This window comes from Listeria sp. ILCC797 (assembly GCF_900186185.1).
GTDB classification, from domain to species: Bacteria; Bacillota; Bacilli; order Lactobacillales; family Listeriaceae; genus Listeria; species Listeria goaensis.
Genome location: NZ_FYBS01000001.1, coordinates 38,532 through 64,365, shown reverse-complemented (window position 1 = coordinate 64,365; position 25,834 = coordinate 38,532). Strand labels below are relative to the sequence as shown.

General features: G+C 40.2%; 27 protein-coding genes. 2 read left to right on the top strand and 25 right to left on the bottom strand.

All coding sequences use genetic code 11. The features are described from left to right. Positions 1-42 precede the first annotated feature (42 nt). The 10 genes from dnaG to BN1609_RS00295 all read right to left on the bottom strand — a co-directional run bounded on the left by dnaG (position 43) and on the right by BN1609_RS00295 (position 10,170). Positions 43-1,932: a DNA primase gene (gene dnaG / locus BN1609_RS00340; protein WP_088840389.1), complete on the bottom strand. Its 1,890-nt coding sequence runs from the start codon at positions 1,930-1,932 to the stop codon at positions 43-45. After that, a complete protein-coding gene (locus tag BN1609_RS00335) occupies positions 1,916-2,386 on the bottom strand; it encodes a DUF188 domain-containing protein (RefSeq protein ID WP_088808993.1) in 471 nt (156 codons plus the stop codon). Before BN1609_RS00335 ends, dnaG begins: the two co-directional genes overlap by 17 nt. Positions 2,387-2,558: 172 nt before the next feature. Continuing rightward, positions 2,559-3,383 carry a pyruvate, water dikinase regulatory protein gene (locus BN1609_RS00330; RefSeq protein WP_088815277.1) on the bottom strand — a complete coding sequence of 275 codons (825 nt, stop codon included), beginning with the start codon at positions 3,381-3,383 and terminating at the stop codon, positions 2,559-2,561. 67 nt (positions 3,384-3,450) lie between these two features. Further along, positions 3,451-5,517 carry a glycine--tRNA ligase subunit beta gene (gene glyS, locus BN1609_RS00325; protein ID WP_088840388.1) on the bottom strand — a complete coding sequence of 689 codons (2,067 nt, stop codon included), beginning with the start codon at positions 5,515-5,517 and terminating at the stop codon, positions 3,451-3,453. Then, positions 5,510-6,394 (bottom strand): glycine--tRNA ligase subunit alpha, encoded by an 885-nt coding sequence (gene glyQ, locus BN1609_RS00320; RefSeq protein WP_088808996.1) that lies wholly within the window; start codon positions 6,392-6,394, stop codon positions 5,510-5,512. The genes glyS and glyQ overlap by 8 nt, the downstream gene beginning before the upstream one ends. A gap of 277 nt (positions 6,395-6,671) precedes the next feature. After that, on the bottom strand, positions 6,672-7,439 hold the full coding sequence (recO, locus tag BN1609_RS00315) for a DNA repair protein RecO (RefSeq protein ID WP_088808997.1): 768 nt from the start codon (positions 7,437-7,439) through the stop codon (positions 6,672-6,674). A 197-nt stretch (positions 7,440-7,636) separates the two neighbouring features. Continuing rightward, the gene (locus BN1609_RS00310) at positions 7,637-8,071 is read right to left on the bottom strand and encodes an SMI1/KNR4 family protein (RefSeq protein ID WP_088808998.1); all 435 of its coding nucleotides are present in this window, start codon (positions 8,069-8,071) and stop codon (positions 7,637-7,639) included. A 5-nt stretch (positions 8,072-8,076) separates the two neighbouring features. After that, entirely contained in the window at positions 8,077-9,588 is a 1,512-nt protein-coding gene (locus tag BN1609_RS00305) for a T7SS effector LXG polymorphic toxin (protein WP_159458318.1), read from the bottom strand. After that, positions 9,575-9,877: a hypothetical protein gene (locus BN1609_RS00300; protein ID WP_088840386.1), complete on the bottom strand. Its 303-nt coding sequence runs from the start codon at positions 9,875-9,877 to the stop codon at positions 9,575-9,577. The genes BN1609_RS00305 and BN1609_RS00300 overlap by 14 nt, the downstream gene beginning before the upstream one ends. After that, positions 9,874-10,170 (bottom strand): DUF3130 family protein, encoded by a 297-nt coding sequence (locus BN1609_RS00295; RefSeq protein WP_088840385.1) that lies wholly within the window; start codon positions 10,168-10,170, stop codon positions 9,874-9,876. Before BN1609_RS00295 ends, BN1609_RS00300 begins: the two co-directional genes overlap by 4 nt. Before the next feature lie 213 nt (positions 10,171-10,383). Between BN1609_RS00295 and BN1609_RS00290 the strand changes: the two genes are divergently transcribed. Then, a complete protein-coding gene (locus BN1609_RS00290; RefSeq protein WP_088809002.1) occupies positions 10,384-10,983 on the top strand; it encodes a DUF4352 domain-containing protein in 600 nt (199 codons plus the stop codon). A gap of 69 nt (positions 10,984-11,052) precedes the next feature. Further along, positions 11,053-11,385, top strand: coding sequence for a hypothetical protein (locus tag BN1609_RS00285; RefSeq protein ID WP_088840384.1), 333 nt, complete (start codon positions 11,053-11,055; stop codon positions 11,383-11,385). 289 nt (positions 11,386-11,674) lie between these two features. On the opposite strand, the gene era is transcribed toward BN1609_RS00285, so the two are convergent. The 15 genes from era to hemW form a co-directional block, all read right to left on the bottom strand. Further along, a complete protein-coding gene (era, locus tag BN1609_RS00280) occupies positions 11,675-12,580 on the bottom strand; it encodes a GTPase Era (protein WP_088815283.1) in 906 nt (301 codons plus the stop codon). Then, positions 12,564-12,974 carry a cytidine deaminase gene (locus tag BN1609_RS00275; RefSeq protein ID WP_088809005.1) on the bottom strand — a complete coding sequence of 137 codons (411 nt, stop codon included), beginning with the start codon at positions 12,972-12,974 and terminating at the stop codon, positions 12,564-12,566. Before BN1609_RS00275 ends, era begins: the two co-directional genes overlap by 17 nt. A gap of 19 nt (positions 12,975-12,993) precedes the next feature. Further along, on the bottom strand, positions 12,994-13,386 hold the full coding sequence (locus tag BN1609_RS00270; RefSeq protein WP_088809006.1) for a diacylglycerol kinase family protein: 393 nt from the start codon (positions 13,384-13,386) through the stop codon (positions 12,994-12,996). Beyond that, positions 13,364-13,840 (bottom strand): rRNA maturation RNase YbeY, encoded by a 477-nt coding sequence (ybeY, locus tag BN1609_RS00265; protein WP_088809007.1) that lies wholly within the window; start codon positions 13,838-13,840, stop codon positions 13,364-13,366. The genes BN1609_RS00270 and ybeY overlap by 23 nt, the downstream gene beginning before the upstream one ends. Then, the gene (locus BN1609_RS00260; protein ID WP_088840383.1) at positions 13,837-16,011 is read right to left on the bottom strand and encodes an HD family phosphohydrolase; all 2,175 of its coding nucleotides are present in this window, start codon (positions 16,009-16,011) and stop codon (positions 13,837-13,839) included. Before BN1609_RS00260 ends, ybeY begins: the two co-directional genes overlap by 4 nt. 20 nt (positions 16,012-16,031) lie before the next feature. After that, positions 16,032-16,988: a PhoH family protein gene (locus BN1609_RS00255; RefSeq protein ID WP_088815285.1), complete on the bottom strand. Its 957-nt coding sequence runs from the start codon at positions 16,986-16,988 to the stop codon at positions 16,032-16,034. Positions 16,989-17,142: 154 nt separating this feature from the next. Further along, on the bottom strand, positions 17,143-17,586 hold the full coding sequence (locus tag BN1609_RS00250) for a GatB/YqeY domain-containing protein (RefSeq protein WP_088809010.1): 444 nt from the start codon (positions 17,584-17,586) through the stop codon (positions 17,143-17,145). A 20-nt stretch (positions 17,587-17,606) separates the two neighbouring features. Then, positions 17,607-17,780 (bottom strand): 30S ribosomal protein S21, encoded by a 174-nt coding sequence (rpsU, locus tag BN1609_RS00245; protein ID WP_003719762.1) that lies wholly within the window; start codon positions 17,778-17,780, stop codon positions 17,607-17,609. Positions 17,781-17,974: 194 nt separating this feature from the next. Further along, on the bottom strand, positions 17,975-18,724 hold the full coding sequence (locus tag BN1609_RS00240) for a 16S rRNA (uracil(1498)-N(3))-methyltransferase (protein ID WP_088809011.1): 750 nt from the start codon (positions 18,722-18,724) through the stop codon (positions 17,975-17,977). 1 nt (position 18,725) lies between these two features. After that, the gene (gene prmA, locus BN1609_RS00235) at positions 18,726-19,667 is read right to left on the bottom strand and encodes a 50S ribosomal protein L11 methyltransferase (protein ID WP_088815286.1); all 942 of its coding nucleotides are present in this window, start codon (positions 19,665-19,667) and stop codon (positions 18,726-18,728) included. A 70-nt stretch (positions 19,668-19,737) separates the two neighbouring features. Beyond that, complete coding sequence (dnaJ, locus tag BN1609_RS00230; RefSeq protein ID WP_088809013.1) at positions 19,738-20,874, bottom strand: molecular chaperone DnaJ; 1,137 nt, start codon at positions 20,872-20,874, stop codon at positions 19,738-19,740. 117 nt (positions 20,875-20,991) lie between these two features. Beyond that, entirely contained in the window at positions 20,992-22,833 is a 1,842-nt protein-coding gene (gene dnaK / locus BN1609_RS00225) for a molecular chaperone DnaK (protein ID WP_088809014.1), read from the bottom strand. A gap of 37 nt (positions 22,834-22,870) precedes the next feature. Continuing rightward, entirely contained in the window at positions 22,871-23,437 is a 567-nt protein-coding gene (gene grpE / locus BN1609_RS00220; protein WP_088809015.1) for a nucleotide exchange factor GrpE, read from the bottom strand. Between the two features lie 42 nt (positions 23,438-23,479). Then, positions 23,480-24,517 carry a heat-inducible transcriptional repressor HrcA gene (hrcA, locus tag BN1609_RS00215; RefSeq protein WP_088825167.1) on the bottom strand — a complete coding sequence of 346 codons (1,038 nt, stop codon included), beginning with the start codon at positions 24,515-24,517 and terminating at the stop codon, positions 23,480-23,482. Between the two features lie 148 nt (positions 24,518-24,665). Next, positions 24,666-25,793 carry a radical SAM family heme chaperone HemW gene (gene hemW, locus BN1609_RS00210; RefSeq protein ID WP_088809017.1) on the bottom strand — a complete coding sequence of 376 codons (1,128 nt, stop codon included), beginning with the start codon at positions 25,791-25,793 and terminating at the stop codon, positions 24,666-24,668. Positions 25,794-25,834: the final 41 nt, after the last annotated feature.

The window sequence follows — 25,834 nt, the reverse complement described above, 5'->3', positions numbered from 1 at the left end:
GCGTTACGACCAACTATTAGTCATTACCATCATTTCGCGGTTTTAAAACGTTTCATCACTTGCAGAATCATAATCCTTGTTGGCAAGACTTTTTCGAAGCAAAATCACTTCGCTAGATGCCTTTATGGCGCCTTCATGGTCTTGCATGCGCATTTTCTCAGATACTTCCTGTTCTTTTTGTTTAATCTTTATTTCAAGACGATATCTTTTCATGCTTAAAATATAGTCTGAATAAGCTTCTATTGTTTGTTCTTCGGGCGACTCCAACATTTCGAGACTGGACACAACGTTTTTTAAGCGCATATCCGTCACGTAATCCATAAACCTTGAGGCACTTGCTTCATTTCCGTCTAAATAGTAGGCAATCAAATGCGTATACAGCGCCTGAAAATCATCATTATAAAAAACAAGTCCTTCTAGAAGCTGATGGATTTGGCTAAAGGCATCTTGGTTTTCAATCATTGCCTTAAGCAAATGTTGTTCCGCCACATAATGCGCCTCACGTTTTTGCTGTTCTCTTGGTCCCGCATGTACAAAACTCATATCATCATCAGGCGGCGGGGCCAAATTGGCAAAATCATCAAACTGCGTTTCGCGTGGTTTCTTTCGAGCCAATTCCTGCATCGCACGTTGAAGTTGCTCTTTTAAAGTTGGGATTGTAATGTCAAATTCATCGGAAAGCTGCTTTAAATAAAATTCGCGTTCGACAGCTTGGTCAATTTTGCCGATTTCAAGAAGTGCTTCATCGATGTACGCTAGGCGTTCCGTATCATTGGCCATGTTACGATTGCGGCTCAAGTAATACAATTTAAACGCCGTCCAGGTTTGCCGCTCATGCAAATAAAGCGTGTTAAATTTTTCTGCTCCGTACGTTCGAATGTATTCATCTGGGTCTTTTCCGCTCGGCAGACTAAGGACGAAAATTTCCATTCTGCCTTGTGCAAGCAGATTCCCCGCCTTAAAAGCCGCCTCAATTCCCGCGCGGTCTCCGTCATAACAAATAACAGCACGATTCGCCACGCGTTTAATCAGCCCAATATGCTCTTCCGTCAAACTGGTCCCCATCGAAGCCACACCGTTTAAAAGCCCCGCTTCACTCACCGAAATCACGTCCATAAACCCTTCCAAAAGGATTACTTCCTCGTGTTTTCGAATCGCCTGACGACCTTCTGAAAAATGATACAAGAGCTTTCTTTTGTTAAAAATGGGCGTTTCCGGGCTATTTAAATATTTTGGACCGTCTTCCTGATTATATAACCTGCCAGAAAAGCCAACTAGCTGCCCTCTGTCATCCGTAATCGGAAACATAATTCGATTGCGAAAGCGGTCCACAATTTTGCCGTCATCGCGCTCAGAAAGCAGACCAGCCGCTACCGCCAAATGCAAATCCATCGCGCGCTTTTCAAAAAAAGACGTCAGCGTCGCATGTTGATTCGGCGCAAAACCAATTTGAAAAGTCTGAATGAGTTCCTCGCTCATGCCGCGTTCCTTCAAATAATTTAAAGCCTCTAAACCTTCTTCGGTTTCCAAAAGCAAATAATGATAAAGCTTAGCCGCAAGCTGATGCATATCTATCATTTTATGTGTTTCGCTTGTTTCCTTAGGTGCCGACAAAGTTTCATCGCTTGTAAGTTTGGGGAGATCCACATCAATATGGCCTAGTTCCGCCACTTTATGAACGGCTTCCGTGAAAGTTAAGTGATCATGTTCCATTAAAAAGGAAAATACATTGCCGCCTTTTCCGCAACCAAAGCAGTGAAAAATTTGCTTTTCAGGTGAAACGGAAAAAGATGGCGTTTTTTCCCCGTGAAAAGGACATAAACCAATATAATTTCGTCCTTGTTTTTTAAGCTGTACGTAGTTACCAATAATATCGACAATATCCGTCTGATTCCGAATGCGGTCAATCGTTTCTTCAGGAATCCTTTTCATTTTTTATCGTCAACTCCACTTTATTTTCTAAAAAATCACGAACATTTTGGTAAAAACGAATATGATCTTGGTCCGTCATCGCTTTTGGTCCTTTGCTATACTTCCCAAGTTTGCGCTCTTTGCGTCTGTCGTTACGCTGTTCGAGCATCATCGTCATTCTTTCTTCCAAGTAAATTTCACCTCGGTTTGAAAAAACAATACATTTTGTGAGCAACATGCTTGCGAGCCCAATATCCTGCGTGACGATAATATCTCCTTTTTGAGCTAAATTGACAATCCGGATATCTGCAGATTCCTTTTCTGTATCTACATAAATCCAAGTTTCATCGGTTTCTGTGCTTCTATAATGGTTATAAGAAGCGACATAAATAACTTCAAGCTGAAAATCTTTAGCGAGCTGATTAATTTCTGCCTTTACGGGGCATGCATCTGCATCCACAATTATTTTTGGCAAATCATTCCCTCCTTTTCAGCTGATGACAAACGAAAAAACGAGCTGATAACCCGTTTTTATGCATAACAATTTTACATGTAGCAAAATTGCATTATACGCGATTAAAATCTTATTTTCAAGCTTAAAAATCGCGTATAATATATATATTCGACATAAAAGTTAAAATTCCTTCTTATAAATCAAATTTTTCTTCATCAAGTTGACCAATGTGACTTAAAATTTCATTTGCAGTCTCCTCAACGGCTTTATTTGTCACATCGAGTACGAAACAACCCAATTTATCCGTCAACTTTTTGAAAAATTTGAGCTCCTCGTCAATCCGGTCGCCACTGGAATACATTCCTTTTCCGCTTAACCCCATGGAAATTAATCGTTCAGAACGAATTTGATTTAATTTTTTCTTGTTAATTTTAAGCCCGATAATTTTTTTCGGGTCAATTTCAAACAGTTCTTCTGGAATGCTTGCTTCTGGCACAATTGGAATATTGGTAATTTTTAACCCTTTTAAAGCTAAATATTGGGATAAAGGCGTTTTAGATGTTCGCGAAATCCCGATTAGAACGTAATCCGCCTGCAAGATGCCTCGCGGGTTTCTCCCGTCATCATTTTCTACCGCAAATTCAATCGCAGCTACTTTGTTGAAATAAGCTTCATCTAACGAGCGGACGCGACCTGGCTCAGATAGCGGCTTAATTTTATACGTTTTTTCAAGTTGTGCTAGAAGTGGACCGAAAATATCAATAATCGGTACCCCGTAAGCTTCTGCGGTTTCATTTAACCGAGTGCGTACTTCTTCTAAAACGACTGTATGCACAATGATGCCATTGTTAACAGCTACTAAATCAATAATTTCTTCAATCATTTCAATCGAGTCAACATGATGAAAGCGGTGAATGAATTTTGGGGTTTGTCCAAACTGAGCAAGAGCAGCTCGTGTTACAAGTTCAGCAGTTTCACCAGTTGAATCGGAAACGACATAAACGGCTGGTTGGGTCATTAAACTCGTCTCCTTTAAAAAGCAGGAACTCCCATTTCTAGAAAAATTCCTGCTTCATTTTATATATTTATTTTACCTGAATTTCATCCATTTGTGCAAATTCGCGGATAAAGGTTGAAAGCTCAACAAGGAGCGCTAGACGATTTGCTTTTAAGGCCTCATTTTCACTCATGACTAACGTATTCTCAAAATAAGCATCGATAATCGGGCGAATTTTAGCAAAGCGTTTCAGTCGCTCAACAATGGTCATGTTTGGATAATCATGTTTTAACTCTTGCACGCTCTCAAAGAGTTCTTTTTCATACTCGTTTTCAAACAAGTTTGGATTAACGGGTTCATGGTCATCATATTTTTTCGCAATATTTGTCACACGTGTTAAAGCCTCAACAGTAGGTCGGAACCAGTCATCTTGCGCCGATTCATTTAATACTTTTGCGCTGTTGATTACTTCTGGGATGCGATTTGGCTCACCGCCGACAACCGCTTCAATAATATCTTGACGCACATCATGACCGCGTAAAATGGCACGTAGGCGGTTTTTCATGAAGTTTTGCGCCACTTGATAAACTTCTTCGCCCGGTAAATCTGAGAAGCCTTCTTTGCGCTCAATGCCTACAATTTCAGCAAGTACTTCTGCAAATGGCAAATTCCACTCGTTCGCTTGAATAATTCGCATGACACCAAACGCGCTACGGCGAAGACTAAATGGATCAGCTGAACCAGTTGGAATAATATTAATACAGAAGAAGCTAACGAGCGTTTCTAATTTATCGGCCACAGCAATTAGTCCACCTAAATCTGATTGTGGCAGTTCTCCTTCAGACGAAATTGGCATGTAGTGTTCACGAATTGCTGTAGCCACAGCATCATTTTCGCCTTGAAGCTTGGCGTATTTTTCTCCCATAATGCCTTGTAATTCAGGGAACTCACCGACAATATTCGTGACTAAATCAAATTTGTAAATATCCGTCACGCGGTAAATATCTTTTTTCTCTTCTTCCGCCCAGTCCAAGTAATCAGCAAGCAGTAATGCTACTTTCTGAACACGCTTCATTTTTTCAGTCAATGAGCCTAGACGTTCATGAAACACAATATTTTTGAGCTTATGAACAGCCTCGTCAATCGTCATTTTTAAATCTTCTTGATAGAAGAAATCCGCATCTGACAACCGAGCGCGCAGTACTTTTTCGTTTCCTTTTTGCACGGTTTCCAAGTTTTCATGGTTTCCATTACGAACCGTCACAAAATGCGGCAACAAGCTGTTATCCTCGCTAAATACTGGGAAATAACGTTGATGCTCTTTCATTGTTGTAATTAAAACTTCTTCTGGCAGCGCCAAATATTCATTTTCAAAATTACCAAATAAAACGGTCGGATATTCGACAAGATTGTTGACTTCTTCTAGTAAATCCGCATCGGCCGGAATTTTCCAGTTCTGAATAGTTTCGATTTCCGCAATTTGTTCGCGAATCGCATCTTTCCTTGCTTCCGCATCAACTACAACAAATTGTTCAAGGAGTACTTTTTCATAATCAGATGGCGTTTTCACAACCGCAGACTTGCCGAGGAAGCGATGCCCCCGCGTTTCATTTCCCGTTTTCACACCTGCCACTTCAAACGGGATAATTTCCGTATCGAATAACGCGATAAGCCATTTAATCGGCCGAATGTAGCGCAAATCGCAGTCTGCCCAGTGCATGCTAACCGGGAAAGTCATGTCTGTTACGATTTTTTGGAATTCAGAGAGTAAATCAAGCGTTTTAAGGCCTTTTACTTCTTTTTTGATATAGATATACTCGACGCCTTTTATTTCCCGAAAAGTAAAGTCATCTGGCGTAACGCCTTGACTTCTAGCGAATCCTTGTGCGGCTTTGGACCAGTCACCGTTTTCATCAAAAGCGATTTTTTTAGCTGGTCCTTTTGCTTCTTCGATTTGGTCTTCTTGCTTCGTGGCAACGTTTTTCGCCAAAATTGTGAGGCGTCTTGGCGAAGAATACGTTTGAATCGCTTCAACAGCAATTTTTTTCTCTTTAAACCAGTCTGCAGCGCGTTCTTTTAGCTGCTCTACAGAAGCCGTAATATATTTAGCGGGCATTTCTTCAAGCCCGATTTCAAGTAAAAAGTCTTTATTCATGGTTTTGTTCCTCCTTTATTAAAGGGAAGCCAAGTTTTTCGCGTTCCTCGTAAAAGGTGCGTGCAATTCGTCTTGCGAGATTTCGAATTCGGCCAATGTACTGCGCGCGCTCTGTTACAGATACGACACCTCTTGCATCGAGCAAGTTAAAGGTGTGCGAGCATTTTAGCACGTAGTCATATGCCGGGAAAACGAGCCCTTCGCCCATTTGGTTGCCTGCTTCGCGTTCATATGTGTCAAACAGCGATAATAGCATTTCAGTATTGGACGTTTCAAACGCATATTTAGAATTTTCATATTCAGCTTGATAGAAAATATCGCGATAGGTGATGCCTTCTGTCCATTCCAAATCAAAAACATTTTCCTCATCTTGAATGTAGCTTGCTAAGCGCTCCAAGCCGTACGTAATTTCCGATGTGACCGGCGAACATTCCAACCCACCTACTTGTTGAAAATAAGTGAATTGTGTGATTTCCATCCCGTCAAGCCATACTTCCCAGCCTAGACCAGCACAGCCTAGTGAAGGATTCTCCCAATTGTCCTCAACGAAGCGAATATCATGTTCTAACGGATTAATGCCTAGCTTTTCAAGCGAGCCGAGATAAAGCTCTTGAATATTGTCTGGTGACGGCTTCATCACAACTTGGAACTGGTGGTGTTGGAACAAGCGGTTAGGATTTTCTCCGTAACGACCGTCAGCTGGACGGCGCGATGGTTCCACGTAACCCGCTTTCCACGGTTCTGGTCCGATTGCTTTTAAGAACGTATACGGACTCATCGTTCCGGCTCCTTTTTCAACATCATAGGATTGTAACATGATACAACCTTGTTCTGACCAATAATCTTGCAATGTGCGAATCATTTTTTGTAAATTCATTTTTAGCACCTCCAAAGTTTTACGGCCATATAAAAACTCTCGTCTCTATATGCCATGACAACATATAGGGACGAGAGTTATCTCGCGGTTCCACCCTACTTGGAATTGTTAAATTCCCACCTTGATTTCGTCTGTACTCCGAAACGCCTTTTCAAAACAAGATTTCACTTGGCTCTCACCTACCCAAGTTCGCTAAATAAAGAGCTTGTTTCTACTTTTTCTCATCAACGTACCTATTTAAATCTTATTTACAAGATACTTCATTTTTCTAGCTTTGTCAATCGCTATCTTCCTTCTTTAACATGTGATCCCACTTCGACATATCACGCAAAAAACGCTTGCTTTTCAAAAACAGCCCCGTTTTTTCCTCGTAATACGTATCAATAGTTTTTTCAAGCAAGGCCTTCGTTTCTGGCTTCACATTAATTTCGCCAAGGCGATCAAGCTTGAAAATATAAAATAGACGCAAAAGTTTCACAACATTTTCAGGTAAATGCAACCGATAATGGTCTTTTTCAAAACAGCGGTGGCAAACTAGACCGTCTGCGTGCGTTGAAAAATCGAAATGTCCGGAAGTAGCCCCACAAATCGCACATTTATCCATAACGGGGTAAAATCCTAAAACATTCAACATTTTCATTTCAAAAATCTGCACTAAAATTTGCGCATCATAGCCTTCATCAATGTCGTTTAGAATCTCTGAAACAAGTTCGTATATATAAGCGTTTGGTTTCCGCTCTTCTACTGCTTTATCGAGTAGCTCACAAACGTAAGCGGCGTACGCGGTTAAAAAAATATCTGTTTGGATATCTGAAAAGTTATGAATCAAATCACCTTGCTGGAGTGTTACGAGCCCTCTATTTCCGAAAAAAGTAAAGCTTCCTTGTGTAAACGGTTGTGTCACGGCGGCAAGACGACTTTGTCCTTTTTTAGCCCCACGCGCAACCATTCCGATTTTCCCGAATTCACGCGTATAAACGACAACGATTTTATCAGACTCCCGGTAATTGCTAGCACGCAAAACAATGCCTTCACATTTTTCCAAAAGAACACCTCCCCAAGCTTTTATTATACACGGAAAAGGCGTATTCTAAAAGCTTCAGTAGCTAAGATATAAACCCTAGTGAGCTATTTTTAAAGTAAAATGCTGAACGAGTGTTCGCTAGTCCAAAACAAAAAATTTTCACAGCCAGAAAAGTTAACTAGTTGAGTATATCAAAATAATAATTATCATAATCAAACTTACACTAATTCTAGATAATACTCATTATTCACTTCCATTTTTTTGAAAAAGTCCTGTAAATTTTGTGCTATGCACGTATCATCATAAAAAATTTTATTCATAGCTTCTCCTTTAAAACCAATTGATAGAAATGCTGACTCGTTAATTTGAAAAAAAATCAACTTATTTTCTTCAAACAATGAATATACCTCTATATCAGGTAGCCAAGCAAAGTAATCTTTTCTCAGACGAAAGTCCTTTACTGAAACTGGATCCATTAACCGATTATCATTATTTTGATCTCCTTCAAAAACAAACCCATAACCAAGCTCTGTGTAAAATTGAATTAAATCAGAAGGAAAAGTAAAGCCTAATTGATTCTCTACCTCAACAATTTCATTTTTTGATACATTATAAAAATCATTTTCTGGATTATTTTTCATAAATTTATACATTAAACTCACTCCCTCTTAAATATATCTTTTGATGGTGCATTACTTCCATGGATACCGCCTTGATGTTCATCAAAGGCTTTTGCTGGATGTATGTTCCACCACTTATTATCTCCCCCAAAACCATTTTCAATAATATGATGAGCGTCGTACTTATACCCAACCTTTTTTATCAAATTCCCATTCGCTGAATAAACTGGTTCATCATAAGTAGGCCACTTCTGTCCTGTATTTAATTCCCATTCTTCTATAATATCATTTTTTACTCTGTTAAATTCTTTTCTGTGAGTGGCCGTCTCAGCTTTACTTAAAGCTGTATATTCCTTAACCCGCAGAGCCTCTTTCAATAAATCCACTTGATTCTTAGGGATACCTCGCCCGGTCCGCGTTTCAATATCTCGAATATAATCTCGAACTAGTTGACTTTGAAGTACACTTGTGGGTTTATTAACCGAATATGTACTGCCTTCCATTGTTTTCTGCATATTTTTTAATTTTGTCAGTTCAGCAGAATTAATTTTAACACCTTTACTACCTGTTTTGCCAACCCAAAGTAGTGAGGCAAGCCCAATTGAGCTTCCAATCGTAATCGACATTTTTTGCACGTTATCTAAGTTGTTGCCACTACCATCTTGGAGCTGATCTGCCCAAGCTGCCCAAATCGTATCTGCCATTATTTTGGTCATTTCTTCGGATTCTTCTTGCTCCATTTCATCAGGACTTTTAAGTTTGCCGTTTATAATTAAGCCGTTGTAGATAGAGGAAATTTCTAGCCGTTCTTTATAAGACAAACCCTTTTTTGAAAGCATCCAGAAGCCATTATTATCTTTATGTTTTTCAAACGAGTCCCAATCATAATCGGTTTTCATTTTGTTATCTTTTTCTTTTAAATGACTGAGCCAAGTGACTTTTGAATTGACTTCGTAAGAATGACTTTTCCCTTTGAAAAAGCGACCACTTTGTACATCTTCTAAACCTTGTTTAACGTAATATAAATCAGTTAAAACTTCATTTAATGTATCTTGATGACTAGCTTCAAAGGTTTCAAATTTGCGTAAAATATCTATTTTCTTGTTGATGGTACTCATCGCGCTTGTACACTTATCTAACTGTTTAAATTGCTGGGGTAATGCATCAATGCCCCCAACCATTTTCATTTCTACAAGAATATTCTCCATCATATATTGATAGTTTGCAATTTGAATTTCCATCTCATATAATACTTCTGAGTCTAATCGTGCATTACCAGAAGGGTCTACTTGGTCGTGGAAATCGGCTATATATTTCTTCACCTTTTTCATCCCTTCATCCAAAACATTTTTTCCTTTTTTGACAAGGACTAAAATAATATCCTGGTAGTAACTTTTAGCACTGTCCGCCATTTGTCCCTGAAGATCATTGTCCTCAATCAATTGGGTGACATCTTTTTTTAGACCATCTAGCGCGTTTTTCATTCGATTGGCTTCTCTTTGAAACTGGTCGCACATATGCTTCACTTCTGCAATATCAATCCTTGCCATTGTCTTCATTCCCTTTTTGTTGTGCAATATGTAGTTTTGCTCTTTCGTTTTCTAGCTCTTCTTCCAAAGATTTGCTCGCCTGCTTGAGACTCCCCCACTCTTGCTCTGCGGTCTCCTCCAATTCAATACAGAATTCGTTGGCGGCTTGTCCTCGCCATCCTGCTTTTGCAAGATTGACAATCTCAAGTTGTAGTTGTCCTAATCGCTCAATATCCTCATTTACCCATTCCATACGATTTTTCTGAAGATGCTTTTGGTATAAAGCTTCTTCATAGTCTATTTTTTTCATAAATGCTCACCCACTTGCTTTAGCGTTGTTGCAATCATTTTTGCAAGTTTGTGTTCATTTTCCTCCATTGCTCGCTCAATCTCTTTCAAATTCTTTGCTTCTTTTTGAATTGCGTTTTGAAAACCTGTAAGTCCCTCTGAAATTTCTGTCAAACTGTACTGAAGGCTTTGAGCCGAACCAGTTGAATAGGACAAAGGCGACGATAGAGTTAATTTTAACTCAGCTGAATGCTTAGAAATGTCTGTCGCGTGCTCTGAAAGCCTATTACTTGGCAGTTTAATTTGTTTTCCCATTTGTTTCACCTCGTGAAAATTATAGCATGAAGCCTATGTGGAGTCTATGGATTCTGGCAAACATTCTTATTGACTATAAATCTATTAACAATTTAAATATATTACAACAAAATTAGCCTAGTTTGTTTTGGCAGGTTTTTTGGTGTATTTATAGTTCTCTAAATTGTGCGGAGATGGTACAATATTAGTAGTATAAAAAAAGGAGACGCGCATATGATTTATTCGATTGTCATTGGATTTGTTTGCTTGATTTCGTTTGCCGCCACCATTACGGGTGTCGCACTCTTACTTTTAAAGAAAAAGAAGCTTATGGGGATTTTATTTACGAGCATTGGCGGTGCTATTTTTCTAATTAGCTGCCTGATTGGACTTAGCGCGTTTATTTATTATGTGAGCGAGCAGAATACGTCTAATGATACAGAAATCTCAAGTGATTATAATGAAGGTTATACAGATGATTATAGTGATGAAGATTATATGGAGCTCTCTTTTGGTGATGAGGGGAAATCTAGTGAGGATGCGACGGTGCTTGTTAAGCAGCCTACGACGTATGAAGTTGATGAGCGTGGAATTGATAAATACTATAAAGTTGATGTCAAAATGCGCAACGATGGTAAAGAACCGATTTATGTGTCCGCTAAAGATTTTTATTTGTTCCAATATGATGCGGCTGACTACGCAGAAATAGAAAAAAAAGATTACTTTCATGAAAAGATTGAGCCTGGGAAGACAGTGAGTTTTTCGATTTATTACGAGTATTTAGGTGATGATGGTTTTCTTGAAATGGAGTACGATAATTTAATTTGGAACTAAAAGAGTTTGGTTTCTCGTATAGATTATAGAGCTTAGTGCATTTGAATTTTTACAACAAGGAGAGAGAACATGTTAGCCATGACAATAGGTATAAGTGTGACTATAGTAGTATTTTTTACATTTTTCGTAATAGTGGCGATTGCAATCAAAAACAGTTTTAAACGCCAAAAACAAGAGACAACGACAGATTCAGTAATGATTAATTTAGCAGAGCCACAGAAAATGGAAGTATTGGATTTGATTTATCGGCAAAACAAAATTTTAGCGGTAAAGATGATTATGGATTGGCAACCTGGGGTGTCAATAGCGACTGCAAAAAAATATGTGGATAATTTAAGTATGTCGGATCTTTCTAAAGTGCCCCTCCCCCATGCTTTTGAAGAGTCAACAATAAAAAAATAGCTTTGTCTAAAGAACAGGAAACTGAAATTTCATATTTAATTTTTAGAAAAAATACAATAAAAGCAGTTCAAAAAGTTTGTGAGTACCAACCACATGTCTCTTTAGAAGAAGCGAAAGAGTACATAAATGGATTGATACTCTCTGACAATGTGCATAACTGAATTCTCCAAGATTAATAATCGTAAAGACTTTTTAAATCTAATAACTGAAAAAACACAAAAGTGAATGGTGCTTCTCCTAAAAGTTTAGGAAGCCCATACGCTTTTGTGTTTTTATTTACGATTTTCTATTAATATTCATCTTGATTAAAACCATAATCCTGTAAATAATGCTCTTTGTCACGCCAATTTTTTTGGACTTTTACCCAAACTTCTAAAAATACTTTGGAACCCATTAAAAGTTCGATTTCTTTTCTTGCGCGCATGCCGATTTGTTTGAGCATTTGGCCTTGTTTGCCGATAATAATGCCTTTTTGCGTGCTGCGTTCGACAATAATTGTGGCCATGATTGTAAGCTTCTCCGTTTTCGGATTTTTTTCGATGCCTTCGATTACGACCGCCACCGAATGCGGCACTTCTTCACGTGTTAATTGAAGCACTTGCTCACGGATAAGTTCTGAGATGATGAAACGCTCTGGGTGGTCAGTGATTTGGTCTTTTGGATAGTACATCGGACCTTCATCTAAGTAATTTTTCGTTTCAGCTAGTAGATTTGGCACTTGGTCTCCTTCTAAAGCTGAAATCGGAATAATTTCCGCAAAATCGAGTAGCTCCTTATATTTTTCGATGAGCTCCACTAATTTTTCTTTGGAAATTAAATCGATTTTATTGATAAGCAGGAAAACAGGTGTTTCCACATTTTTTAATTTCTCAATGATAAATTCGTCGCCGCGGCCAAAGCCAGCTTCCGCATCGATAACAAAATAAATTAAATCGACTTCGCGAAATGTATTTAAGGCCACTTTGACCATGAAATCACCAAGTTTATGTTTGGGCTTGTGAATACCAGGCGTGTCGATAAACACTACTTGCGCATCGTCTTCCGTATAAACCCCTTGCACTTTGTTTCGGGTCGTTTGCGCTTTATCACTCATGATCGCAATTTTTTGACCTATTATTTGGTTTAAAAGCGTGGACTTTCCTACATTCGGGCGCCCAACAATCGCAACAAAACCAGACTTAAACGTATCGCTCATTATCCATATCTCCACTCGTAAAGGCGCCAGGAAGCAATTTTTCAACGGTTACTTCAACTGCATCGCCCTTTAAATTTGTTAGTACAACCGGCATGTCCTTGTCGCAAAACTCACTTATAACTTGGCGACATGCCCCGCAAGGTGAAACTGGTCCGTCTGTATCCGCCACAACAACCAGTTTTTTAAAATTCGTCTTCCCTTCTGACACAGCCTTAAAAATCGCGGTTCGCTCCGCACAATTGGTTAGCCCAAATGAGGCATTTTCAATATTGCAACCTAATACGACTTCATCATCTGCTGTAACAAGCGCAGCGCCTACTGGAAACTTGGAATACGGGACGTAAGCAAAATCACGCGCACGTTTTGCAAGTTCAACAAAATTACTTTCTTTCATACTTTAAACTCCTATCTCTTTAAAAAATAGCTAACACGTATGGTATAAAAATGATAAGTCCGATGATAAAAGACATGCTTGCGGCAATTAAAACGGCGCCAGCTGCAACATCTTTTGCTTTTTTTGCTTCGGGTGAAAAATCAGTTGTAATCGCATCGACTGCCCGTTCAATCGCGGTGTTTACCATTTCAAGAAGAATGACGACGAAAATGCAGACAAGGAGAATAAGCCACTCGGTTTTAGTCACTGAAAATGCGAAGGCGGCAATCAAGACGACAAGTGCGACTAAGAGGTGAATTCGCATATTTCGCTCTTCGGCTGCTGCCGTTTTTACTCCCGTAAAAGCATGTTTAAAAGACTCAAATAAATTGCGATTCCGCTGATATTTTCTATCTTTGTAACCCATAAGCATCCAACATTTCTTTTTGAAGTCCGAACATTTCCTTTTCGTCCTCTGGCTCGATATGGTCGTATCCGAGCAGGTGGAGCAGTCCATGTACGGCTAAAAATCCAAGTTCACGGTCGAAAGTATGTCCGTATTCGTCAGCTTGTTCTTTTGCGCGTTCAATCGAGATGATGATGTCACCAATGTTCCGTGGTAGCTCTTCTTCTGACATGATTTCCATTTCATCTTCGCCGAGTTCTTCGAGCGCAAAGGAAATCACATCGGTCGGTTGATCTTTTCCGCGATATTCACGGTTTATCTCTTGAATGCGGGGATTATCGGTTAAAGTGACTGACATTTCAATCATGCCTTCTAGTTTTAAATAATCCACAGAAAAATTTAAAATATCGCGAATAAAAGCTTGTTCTTTTTCTGAAACTTGCTCTGTTTCATCGAATAAGTCTAGTTCCAAATCACTCATTCTTTTTCCCCTTTCGAATCATCTGGATATTGAATCCGTTGATGGTAAATCCCGTTTAGCGTCCGTTTTAAGGTGTCACGAATCGTTTCAATTTCATGCAACGTAATATCGCATTCTGTAAATTGACCGTCTAAAATGCGTTCGCGAATAATGCCATCAATAATGGTACTTATTTTTTCTTTCGTTGGCACATCGCAGGAACGAACAGCGGCTTCCACACTGTCTGCAATATTAATAATCGCAATTTCCTTCGTCTGTGGCTTCGGTCCGCTGTAACGGAATTCGCTTTCGCTTACGTCAGGATGGTTTTCTTTTTCTTTTACATAAAAATATTTCAAAATTGTCGTGCCGTGATGCATCAGTGCAATGTCAATAATTGGCTGTGGCATATGGTTTTCCTTTAAAATTTCTGCCCCGTCCGTTGTGTGCGCTAAAATGATATCGCGACTTTGCTTCGGTGTCAACCTATCATGCGGATTAATGCCCTGCAATTGGTTTTCCACAAAATACGGCGGGCGCAAAGTTTTACCAATATCATGATAGAAACAGCCGACTCGCACTAATAAACTATTCGCGCCAATTTCATCAGCACATGTTTCGGCTAGATTGGCGACCATCATACTATGATGATACGTTCCAGGCGCCTTCATCAAAATTTTCTTTAGCAGTGGGTGATTCGGATTCGCGAGTTCAATGAGGCGGCTCGTTGTTAAAATACCAAACAGCGTTTCAAATAAAGGAATGAGCGCCAAGCCTAACATAAATGAACCTATTCCACCTAAAAACGCGTAAAAGATGACTTGGACGGCGTTTAAACTAAGAAGAGTGGAATTATTAATCCCGAGAAGCAAAAGCGCATAGACGACGTTCAGCGCGCCTACAATCATGCCTGTTTGGAAAATTGCGATGCGGCGGCTGTAATCTTTGAGTGCGACAACGCTTGTTAGCCCGCTTAAAAGAATGAAAGCGACCATCAGCACATTCATAATGCTCGTCGTGTCTGATTCAAACACGAACAAGCTCGTGATTGCAACGACAATAACGCCAAAGAAAGCAAATCGTTCGTTTAAAAGAATTTTTAGCACCATTGGCATAAACGCGGCTGGAAAAACAAAGGCAATATTCATGATATTCGCACCTTCAAGCCAGCGTATCACAAGCAAGAACACAAGCGTTGTCACATAGACACTCGTAAAAATCAAGATAGTTTGACGGCGTTTTTTAGGTGGATATTTTCTTTTCTTCGTATAAAAATAAAGTAAAAGAAAGAGTGCTAATACTAAAAATGCATATCCTGTATATTGTTTGATTGGCATTTTCTGATCAATTAAATTGAGTAACTCCAGTTGTCGGTATGTTTCTCTATCAATAATTTGCCCTTCTTGAACAATGACTTGACCTTGTAATATCTTTTCAGGGACGACATTGTCTGCGGCTTCTTTTTTACGCGCTTTTGTTTGTTCTTTATCCACCGTTTCATTTGGAATGATGGCATTTGAAACGAGCGATTTCGCGCTTGTTTTATAATTGGACGGCATAGCGGACAATTCGATTGCATCACGCGCTTGAATTTTCTTTGTATTTAAATTGCTTTCGCGAATGCGGTCGTCCATGGCACGCTTCACTTCTGAAATAACTTCGTCCTCTGTTGCTTTTAAATCGGCTTGCGTGGCGTTCAAAAGATTAATAAACGTTGCGTCCGACACATTTTCTGTTATATTTTCAGCATGATCCCCAACGAGTTTTTCCTTAAAAGATTTAAGTTTATTAGCGTCTGTTACTGGCTTTGGCATCGGCTTATTGTTCGACTCAGCTTCCGCTTTCGCCTCTTTCTCGGCATCGGCAGTTTCCGTTCTTACTTCGTTTATATAATCAAAAATCGATTCCGTGAAGGCAACTTGATTCGCCGCTGTTTCACGATTGTAAACATAAACATCCTCCACTTCGTCGCTTGCTTTCCGTTTCTCCTCTTCTGTTTTTTTCGTATCCACAACGGTTTGAGGGGAACGAATGGTTTTCTCAGAAACCGAAAACAGCTTCGCTTGATAGGACTCTGGCTTCGTAACTTGAATAAGTAAGAAATAGGATGCGAAAAAAAGAACTGCGATAAATAATGGGATGAAAAGCTTTTCTTTGTGTTTGCTATAGACATCTTGCCATTTTTGCTTCACCTAATCACAGCCTTTCTTGGCTAAATTCGCTCATACGCTTTAATGATTTCTGCCACAAGCGGATGTCTGACCACATCGTGATGCTCAAAATAAACAAAACCGATATTTTTTACATCGCTTAAAACTTGTTCAGCATTGACTAGGCCACTCACCGCGCCTTTCGGTAAATCAATTTGTGTCATGTCACCATTCACAATCATTTTCGAGTCGTAACCAAGTCGCGTTAAGAACATTTTCATTTGTGCAATCGTCGTGTTTTGTGCCTCATCAAGAATGACAAACGCATTATCTAGCGTCCGACCACGCATATAAGCGAGCGGCGCAATTTCGATGACGCCACGGTCCATCAGACGCGTTGTATGTTCGACGCCAAAAATATCGTATAGTGCATCATAAACAGGGCGCAAATATGGATCGACTTTTTCTTTTAAGTCACCCGGCAAAAACCCCAGACTCTCACCTGCTTCAACCGCTGGGCGGGTTAAGATAATTTTACTTACCTTTCCTTTTTTCCAAGCATCAACGGCCATAACAACAGCAAGATACGTTTTTCCTGTTCCTGCTGGACCGACGCCAAAAACAATGTCATATTTCCGAACCATTTGCATATATTTTCGCTGCCCAAAGGTTTTGGGACGAATTGGTTTCCCTTGTGCGTTTTTCGTGATTTCATCATCAAATAATGTTGGGAAATACTCAAGTGTTCCGCCTTTTTCCATTTTTATTGCTTGAGCCACATCGCGTCCGTCTATATGCACGCCTTTTTTAAGCACATCAATCAAAGCTGCAATCACATGCTTTGTTTGCAAAACGGCTTCCTCGGTCCCCGTGATGGAAACATCTCCCCCACGCGTTACAATTTTAACTTGTAAGGAATCTTCTAAAATATCGATGTTTGCGTCATTATTGCCGAATAAATCGCGTCCATCGGTCATTTCATTTAATTCAATGATTTCATTGTAGGACTCATTTTGCATGCTTTAACCCCTTATCGTTTAAACTAAATTTCACTTCTATTATACACGAAAATGCCGCATAATAAAAACTCAGACCAATGCGCCATCATTTAAACATGCACATAGTTTCAGCATCAAAAAAAAGGCTAGTCATTAGGCTAGCCTTTTTAGCATTTTATGAAAGATATTTTTTAACAAAGTTATTCACTGCATTTCCATCAGCTTTGCCTTTTACTTTCGGCATGATTTTCCCCATCACTTTACCAAAATCGGCTTTTGACGAGGCGCCAACTTCTGCAATCGTTACTTTTACAATTTCTTCAAGCTCTTCATCTGACAATTGTTTCGGAGAATAGTGCTCCACGATAACAATTTCAGCGCGAACTTTTTCAGCTAAATCTTCCCGCCCAGCTTTTTCAAACTCAGACAAAGAATCTCGACGCTGTTTCATTTCACGAGCGAGAACAGTGATTTCATCATCTCCTGAAAGAGTGCCACCTTGATTAATCGCTTCATTTTGTAAAGCAGCTTTTAACATGCGGATAACAGAAAGTTTTTCTTTTTCTTTGTTACGCATCGCTTGCTTCATATCTTCATTCAATTTGTCAAGCAGTGTCAACGATATCATCGCCTTTAATTTTAGAATTTACGTTTTCTTGCTGCCTCTGATTTTTTCTTACGTTTTACGCTTGGTTTTTCATAAAATTCGCGCTTTCTAGATTCCTGCAAAGTTCCACTTTTAGAAACAGTACGTTTAAAGCGACGAAGAGCATCTTCAAGCGATTCGTTTTTACGAACTACTGTTTTTGACATCTCTCTTTCCCTCCCTCCGACACTTACATGGACTAGTGAAAGTCCTTATAAGGCTTCAGAATGCTAGCGAACTGTTAGCAAAACTCTGAAAGCATAACAGGATAAGCATTCACTCATTTAAAATTATATATGAAACCTGTTTTTGCGTCAACATGAAATCGTTAACTTTATTAAAAAATTAGCCCAATGACTACTTAACGAAGCTCAAAATGATACGAGGCCGCAGCCAAAACGTAGAACGGCGCTGTTTCAGTTCGTAAAATTCGCGGGCCTAGACCAGCTAACGATGCGTCTTCTTCTACGAGCCGAGCTACTTCATTTTCACTCATGCCGCCTTCTGGACCAAAAATAACTAACAGCCTCTCACCAGGTTGCATTTTTTCAAAAGTAGCCACGAGCGTCTTCGTTTCATGTTCACGCGCACTTTCTTCATACGCACAAAGCACATAATCATAATCTGCAAAAGTCGCCATTAATGCCGTTAAATTTTCACAAAAAGAAACGCTTGGAATATGTGTCCTGTGCGATTGCTCCGCTGCTTCTTTGGCAATCTTTTCTAAGCGTTCGAGCTTTTTACGCATCTTTTTCGCTTCCCACTTCGTAATCGAACGCTCCGCAGCAAACGGAATAAATGCATGCGCACCTAATTCCGTCGCTTTTTGCACAATCAGTTCCAGCTTATCTCCTTTTGGCAAACCACTCGCAATCGAAATTTGCGCAGGTAACTCAGGACTTTGCTCAAGCTTTTTTAGTACGCGAAGCTCGGCTGAATCTGCCACTAAATTCGTAAGCTCCGCAACAAAAGCTGTTTCACTGCAATCTACCACGTAAATTTGGTCCCCCGTTTTCATGCGCATAACACGCGACATATGATGAAAATCATCGCCAGAAATCGAAAAAGGTTTTGTCATATCTACTTTTTGGCTTGTAAAATAACGTTGCATCTTATGCTTCGCCTCGTTTCGCAATAATCGCGACCCAGTCCCCTTGCGTTTCCGTTTGAACAATCGTCATTCCAGCATTCACAATCGCTTCACGAACAACTTCCGCTTTTTCCGCAATAATCCCCGAAGCAATAAATGTGCCGCCTGGTTTTAATGTTTGATACACATCTTCTGGGAAAAGCAAGATAACCTCGGCTAAAATATTAGCCACAATGAGGTCGACCCGCTCGTTCAGACCTTCGAGCAAGTTGTTTTGTTTGAGCGTCACAATAGCGTCCACTTGATTCTGATTAATATTCTCCTGTGCCGCTCGCACAGCGACCTCATCTAAATCCATCGCCAGCACTTCCTTCGCGCCTAGTTTCGCGCATAAAATCGAAAGCACACCAGATCCCGTTCCGACATCAATCACCGTGTCATCTTCCTGCAAATATGTTTCAAGTGCCCGCATACAAAGCTGTGTCGTCGGATGCGTCCCCGTTCCAAAAGCCATGCCCGGATCAAGTTCAATGACAATCTCGTCTTGACTGCCCACATAGTTTTCCCACGTTGGTGAAACTGTCACCTTTTCCGTAATTTGAACAGGGTGATAATATTTTTTCCAAGCCGTCGCCCAGTCATCGTCGTCCACATCATTGACGTGAAAGCTAAGCTCGCCTAGTGGAATATCGAATTGTTTTAAATCGCGAATGGCTTGCTCCATGTCAGGTAACTGGGCAATAAATTCATCCGTTTTTAAAAAATATGCCTTAATCACTACACCGTCATCGGGATAATCAGCCGCACTCAACGCGTAAATTTCGCCAAATTTATCTTCACGCTCCCGGTGAAAATCACTGGCATCTGTAATCGAAACACCGCTCGCCCCGTATTCCGTCAACTGATTGGCGACCGCCTCTACCGCTTCATTTAATGTATGGATTTCAACCTCAGACCACTCCACTTTTTTCACTCCTCCTATGTAAAAAACCGCATGTTGAAAAACCTACTTTTAGTCAACATACGGTTCTCTTTTAATCGCCTTTAAAAGCTTTTTTCATTTTGTCGAAGAAACCTGATGTTTGCTCATCAACTTTATCGCCTATTGTCGCCCCGAACTCACGTAAAATGTCTTTTTGTTTATCATCGAGTTTTTTCGGTACGATAACTTTCACGGACACGTGTTGGTCGCCTGTGCCGCTGCCGCGAAGATGTGGAACACCTTTACCTCGCATACGGAAAGTCGTGCCTGTTTGCGTACCCGCAGGAATTTTAAGACGCACTTTACCATGAACAGTTGGCACATCAATTTCGTCGCCTAATGCTGCTTGAACGAATGTTAGTGGTACTTCTACAAAAATATCATCGCCATCTCGTTCGAAAAATTCGTCTGGAATAATGACAAATACTACGAATAAATCGCCGCTTGGTCCGCCGTTAATACCAGCTTCCCCTTCGCCAGCAACACGCATTTGTTGCCCATCATTCACACCAGCGGGCACTTTCAATTTGATTTTTTTCGTCTTTTTCACGCGACCTGTACCGTGACAAGTAGAACATTTATCTTTAATTTCTTTTCCTGTGCCATTACAGTAACTACACGTACGTTTATTCACGATTCTTCCAAATGGTGTATTTTGCTCCACATTAATGGAACCTTTTCCGTCACAATGCGAACATTTTTCAGGATGTGTGCCTGGTTTTGCTCCTGAACCATGACAAGTATCGCATTCTTCTTCACGCGGAATTTCAATTTCAGCTTCTTTTCCAAAAACTGCTTCTTTAAATTTCAAGCGCATTGTATATTGTAAATCATTTCCTTGACGCGGTGCATTTGGGTCTTGACGCGCACCGCCGCCTCCGAAGAATGTATCAAAGATGTCTTCAAATCCTGAAAATCCTCCGCTCGAATAGCCGCCAGAGAAACCGCCACCGCCGCCGCCAAATTGATTTGGATCAACGTGTCCATACTGATCGTACTGCGCGCGTTTGTTTTCATCACTTAATACTTCATACGCCTCAGAAATCTCTTTAAACTTCTCATCAGCGCCACTCTCTTTATTGATATCCGGATGGTACTTTTTGGACAGTTTCCGGTATGCTTTTTTGATTTCATCTGCCGTAGCGCTCTTTGAAACGCCAAGTACTTCATAATAATCGCGTTTGGCCATCCGCCATCACTCCTTTTCATTATCCTTACGTATTGTATCACAAGACTTTTGATAAGAACAGCCTACAAGCCGGAAAAAGCCAAAGCCACTATGACTTTGACCTTTTCTACTGCTTACTTATTTATCTTCTTTTTTCTCGTCGTCATTTACTTCTTCAAATTCAGCATCAACAACATCATCAGAACCTGCTGCTTCTGGATTTTCACCTTGTGCCGCTTGTTGTTCAGCTGCAGCTTGCTCGTAAAGTTTAACAGATAAGTTTTGAACGATTTCATTTAAAGCATCTGTTTTCGTTTGAATTGCTTCAAAATCTTCACCTTTAAGTGCTTCTTGAAGTTCATCACGTGCCGTTTCTGCTTTTTTCACTTCTTCTTCGTCTACTTTGCCTTCTAACTCTTTAAGGGTTTTATCAACCGTGAAGACAAGTTGGTCTGCGTTATTGCGAAGTTCAGCATGTTCTTTATTTTTCTTATCTTCTTCTGCGTTTGCTTCTGCATCTTTCATCATGCGATCGATTTCGTCATCTGTTAAACCTGAAGAAGATTTAATTACGATATTTTGTTCTTTACCTGTTCCAAGATCTTTCGCACGAACCGTTACGATACCGTTTTTGTCAATATCAAACGATACTTCAATTTGTGGGATACCACGTGGTGCTGGTGGAATATCCGCAAGTTGGAAACGACCAAGCGTTTTATTATCTTTCGCCATTGGACGTTCACCTTGAAGCACGTGAATATCAACAGCTGGTTGGTTATCTGCCGCAGTCGAGAATGTTTGCGATTTAGAAGTCGGAATCGTCGTGTTGCGGTCGATTAAGACAGTCATTACGCCACCCATTGTTTCAATACCAAGTGATAATGGCGTTACATCGAGAAGAACAACGTCTTTTACATCACCTGTAATCACGCCGCCTTGAATCGCTGCACCCATTGCCACTACTTCATCAGGATTTACGCCTTTATGCGGTTCTTTACCAAGCTCTTTCGTAATCGCTTCTTGAACAGCTGGAATACGCGTTGATCCACCAACTAAAATAACTTGATCAATATCGCTAGCAGAAAGGCCTGCATCTTTAAGCGCTTGACGAGTTGGGCCGATTGTACGGTCAACTAAATCATGAGTAAGTTCATCAAACTTCGCACGGGTTAAACTAACTTCCAAGTGAAGCGGACCGGCTTCGCCTGCTGTAATGAACGGTAAGGAAATTTGTGTGCTTGTTACACCAGATAAATCTTTTTTCGCTTTTTCAGCGGCGTCTTTCAAACGTTGTAACGCCATTTTATCTTTAGAAAGGTCAATGCCATTTTCTTTTTTAAATTCAGCGACTAAATAATCAATAATTTTTTGGTCGAAGTCGTCACCACCAAGATGGTTGTCACCCGCTGTGGAATGCACTTCGAAAACGCCATCGCCTAGTTCAAGGATAGATACGTCAAACGTACCACCACCAAGGTCAAAAACTAAAATGGTTTGGTCTTGCTCGGTTTTATCCATGCCGTATGCTAGTGCAGCTGCAGTTGGCTCGTTGATAATTCGTTCTACTTCAAGTCCTGCAATTTTACCTGCATCTTTAGTTGCTTGGCGCTCGGCGTCGTTGAAGTACGCAGGTACTGTGATGACTGCTTTATCTACTTTTTCCCCTAAATAATCTTCTGCATAGCTTTTTAAATATTGTAAAATAATCGCGCTAATTTCTTGTGGGGAGTAGTCTTTTCCTTCCACTGTTTCTTTGTAATCTGTTCCCATGTGGCGTTTGATAGAGCTCACTGTGTTTGGGTTTGTGATTGCCGCACGTTTGGCAACTTCACCGATTTGACGTTCACCATTTTTAAAGCCGACAACAGATGGTGTCGTACGCGCACCTTCTGGATTTGGGATAATTTTCGCTTCGCCGCCCTCTAATACTGCGACTGCTGAGTTTGTAGTTCCTAAGTCAATACCAATAATTTTGCTCATAATTTAAATTCCTCCTGAATATATATAATAAAGTTGTTTACTCGTTTACTTTGACCATAGAAGGTCTAATTACGCGGTCTTTAATCTTGTAGCCTTTTTGTAGTTCTGCAGTTATTTCATTGCTTGCCGCGTTTTCATCTTGATCTTGCATAATCGCTTGATGGAAATTCGGATCGAATTGTTCACCTAAGGCTTTAATGCTCTCGACGCCTTCTTTTTGTAAAGCCGTCACAATTTGGCTGTACACCATGTTCATGCCTTTTAAAATCGCTTGTACTTCCTCGTTATCCGATTCAGAATCAAGCGCCTTTTCAAAGCTGTCAAGCGCTGGTAGCAAATCTTCTGCTAAGCTTTGAGAACGAAACTTCATCGCCGCCTCACGGTCTAGCGTGTTACGTTTTTTGACATTTTCAAAATCAGCATGTAAACGCAAATAGCGATTTTCTTGTTTTGCAAGTTCTTCTTCAAGCTCAGCAATTTTGGCTTCTAAAGCTTTTGCCGCTTCTTGCTCTTCCATCTCAACTTCTACTTCATTTGTTTCAACGTCTGCTTCTTTTTGAAGCTCTTCTTCCAATTTAGCTTGCTTATCTTTTTTCTCAGACAAAAGTGTCACCTCCTGAAAAAACGTTCGTTTCTTCAGCCCTTTCTATTTTTGGTTCTCATGATAAAGTTTTGTTAAAACGGTTGTTAAATCGCGACTAAATACATCGACTAGCCCGAGCATTCGGCTATATTCCATTCTTGTCGGACCGAGTAGGACGATACCGCCAACGCGCTCATCGGCAATTTGGTAGGTCGCTGTCACGATACTTAAATCGTCCATGAATTCGTTGTTCAGTTCGCGACCAAATTTAACCGCAATCCCGTCAGGAATATCGCGGAATAAATCATAAAGGACATCTTCCGCTTCAACCAGTTGCAAGAAACCACGAATTTTCGCAATATCATGAAACTCAGGTTGATTTAAAATATTCGTTTTCCCCCCGAGATAAATGCGTTCTTTATTCACACGATGCAGCGTATTTAACAAAATATCGCTCATGTGCTCAGCATTTTCAACATGTTCGGTGAGAAGCGCCTGTACTTCGTGCGCGATACGGGACTCTAGATGGTCAAGCGGAACTCCGACCAAGCGATCGTTTAAAATGTTCACGGTCCTCTCCATATCCGAAAGTGTAACCCCAGCAGGGAGCGCCACCAAATGATTGTCCACATGACCTTGATCCGTAATTAAAATCAGCATTGCTTGCTGGCGACTAATCGGCACAAACCGAAATCCGCTCAACCTATTTGCAGCTGAATGTGGACCAAGCACAATGGACGTATAGCTTGTCAATTCCGAAAGTAGCGATGCCGAATTTTGAATCAGCTCTTCCGCCTCATCGTAATCCGCTTGAAATACCGACTGAATCACCTTTTGATCTTCTTTTGAAAGTTCCTTTGGCTTTAATAAATAGTCCACATAAAACCGGTAACCTTTCTCAGATGGTACTCGCCCCGAAGATGAATGCGTCTTTTCAATAAAGCCGTATTCTTCAAGCACGCTCATTTCATTTCGAATTGTCGCAGAGCTGTAAGGAAGGTCGCTTTCTTTTAGCAGATTTTTAGAACCCACAGGCTGAACAGTCCAAGTGAAATGATCGATAATCGCTCGAAAAATCTGAAGCTGCCTTTCCGTCAACATACCTTTCACCTCTTTTTTTAGCACTCAAATCGTTCAAGTGCTAAATACAAGTATAAATTTACCAAACAAATCAGCTCTAGTCAACTGAAAACACTTCATTTAAGACTAAAGACCGACTTGTTTGGTCAAAATTGGTCAACCATGCGATTTATAAGAACTCACGAAAAACGTTATTTCCTAAAAAACGACCTTCTCTTGTTAATTTTACATATTCTTTCGTATTTTCAAGCCACCCATTTTCAACAGTCGTAGCAATCGCTTTCTGAAATGTAGCATCTAACTCCCGGTCAAATTTCTCAAAAAACCTCACCTTGCTGACACCATCAACTTTGCGAAGCCCAAGAAACATCTCTTCCTCCATCTCCTCTTTAAGAGATAAATCTTTTGTTTGAAAAATGGGAAGTCTGCCCTCTTCAAGCGGTGTCATATATTGCTTCAGCGGACCAAAGTTGCTGTACCGCGTATCATTTAAATAACCATGTGCGCCTGCTCCAAAGCCGAAATAATGCTCATTGCTCCAATAAACTATATTATGGCGGCTTTTAAATCCTTCTTCAGCAAAATTGCTAATTTCATATTGCTTCTTCCCGCGTCGTTCCATCTCACTCATCAAAAAATCATACATGTTCGCTTCGGCATCTTGGTTTGGCAAAATAAGTTGTCCCTTTTGCATCAAATTATAAAATATCGTTTTCGGTTCAATAATGAGCGAGTAAGCTGAATAATGCGGTAAATCAAGCGCTAACGCTTTTTGAAGTGTATCTTTAAAGTCGTCTTCCGTTTGACCCGGCAAACTAAAAATTAAATCAATACTAACATTCCGAAAACCAACTTTTTCCATATTCTGAATAGACTGATACACATCTGCTACAGTATGGATTCTACCAATTTTCTTTAGTAGGTCATTATTAAAACTCTGAACGCCCATACTAATCCGATTGACCCCACTTTGTTTCATTGCATTTAATTTAGAAACAGAAAGGTCGCCTGGGTTTGCCTCAAACGAAAACTCCACATCTTGCGAAAGTGGAAAAATCCGATGAACTGCTTCACACAATCGCTCAATTTGGTTCTCGCTTAACGTTGTTGGCGTCCCTCCGCCGACAAACACGGTTTCCACTGTATCAAGCTTTTTCAAAGCTGTCGCCATCTCCATTTCTTGAATGAGCAAATCAACATAGCGTTCCACAGGTTGCCCTTCTAGAAACACTTTGTTGAAGTCGCAATAATAACAGATATGTTCGCAAAAAGGAATATGAATATACACGGCCGTCATACACGCCACACTTCTTTCTTTAAAAAAGAGCTGCCAAAAAT

Bases quoted from the DNA above. Each gene is read 5' to 3' on its own strand.
- dnaG (WP_088840389.1), bottom strand. From the start codon at position 1,932: ATGAAAAGGATTCCTGAAGAAACGATTGACCGCATTCGGAATCAGACG.
- BN1609_RS00330 (WP_088815277.1), bottom strand. From the start codon at position 3,383: ATGACCCAACCAGCCGTTTATGTCGTTTCCGATTCAACTGGTGAAACT.
- glyS (WP_088840388.1), bottom strand. From the start codon at position 5,517: ATGAATAAAGACTTTTTACTTGAAATCGGGCTTGAAGAAATGCCCGCT.
- glyQ (WP_088808996.1), bottom strand. From the start codon at position 6,394: ATGAATTTACAAAAAATGATTCGCACATTGCAAGATTATTGGTCAGAA.
- BN1609_RS00310 (WP_088808998.1), bottom strand. From the start codon at position 8,071: ATGTATAAATTTATGAAAAATAATCCAGAAAATGATTTTTATAATGTA.
- BN1609_RS00305 (WP_159458318.1), bottom strand. From the start codon at position 9,588: ATGGCAAGGATTGATATTGCAGAAGTGAAGCATATGTGCGACCAGTTT.
- BN1609_RS00300 (WP_088840386.1), bottom strand. From the start codon at position 9,877: ATGAAAAAAATAGACTATGAAGAAGCTTTATACCAAAAGCATCTTCAG.
- BN1609_RS00295 (WP_088840385.1), bottom strand. From the start codon at position 10,170: ATGGGAAAACAAATTAAACTGCCAAGTAATAGGCTTTCAGAGCACGCG.
- BN1609_RS00290 (WP_088809002.1), top strand. From the start codon at position 10,384: ATGATTTATTCGATTGTCATTGGATTTGTTTGCTTGATTTCGTTTGCC.
- BN1609_RS00285 (WP_088840384.1), top strand. From the start codon at position 11,053: ATGTTAGCCATGACAATAGGTATAAGTGTGACTATAGTAGTATTTTTT.
- era (WP_088815283.1), bottom strand. From the start codon at position 12,580: ATGAGCGATACGTTTAAGTCTGGTTTTGTTGCGATTGTTGGGCGCCCG.
- BN1609_RS00275 (WP_088809005.1), bottom strand. From the start codon at position 12,974: ATGAAAGAAAGTAATTTTGTTGAACTTGCAAAACGTGCGCGTGATTTT.
- BN1609_RS00270 (WP_088809006.1), bottom strand. From the start codon at position 13,386: ATGCTTATGGGTTACAAAGATAGAAAATATCAGCGGAATCGCAATTTA.
- ybeY (WP_088809007.1), bottom strand. From the start codon at position 13,840: ATGAGTGATTTGGAACTAGACTTATTCGATGAAACAGAGCAAGTTTCA.
- BN1609_RS00255 (WP_088815285.1), bottom strand. From the start codon at position 16,988: ATGCAAAATGAGTCCTACAATGAAATCATTGAATTAAATGAAATGACC.
- rpsU (WP_003719762.1), bottom strand. From the start codon at position 17,780: ATGTCAAAAACAGTAGTTCGTAAAAACGAATCGCTTGAAGATGCTCTT.
- BN1609_RS00240 (WP_088809011.1), bottom strand. From the start codon at position 18,724: ATGCAACGTTATTTTACAAGCCAAAAAGTAGATATGACAAAACCTTTT.
- dnaJ (WP_088809013.1), bottom strand. From the start codon at position 20,874: ATGGCCAAACGCGATTATTATGAAGTACTTGGCGTTTCAAAGAGCGCT.
- dnaK (WP_088809014.1), bottom strand. From the start codon at position 22,833: ATGAGCAAAATTATTGGTATTGACTTAGGAACTACAAACTCAGCAGTC.
- hrcA (WP_088825167.1), bottom strand. From the start codon at position 24,517: ATGTTGACGGAAAGGCAGCTTCAGATTTTTCGAGCGATTATCGATCAT.
- hemW (WP_088809017.1), bottom strand. From the start codon at position 25,793: ATGACGGCCGTGTATATTCATATTCCTTTTTGCGAACATATCTGTTAT.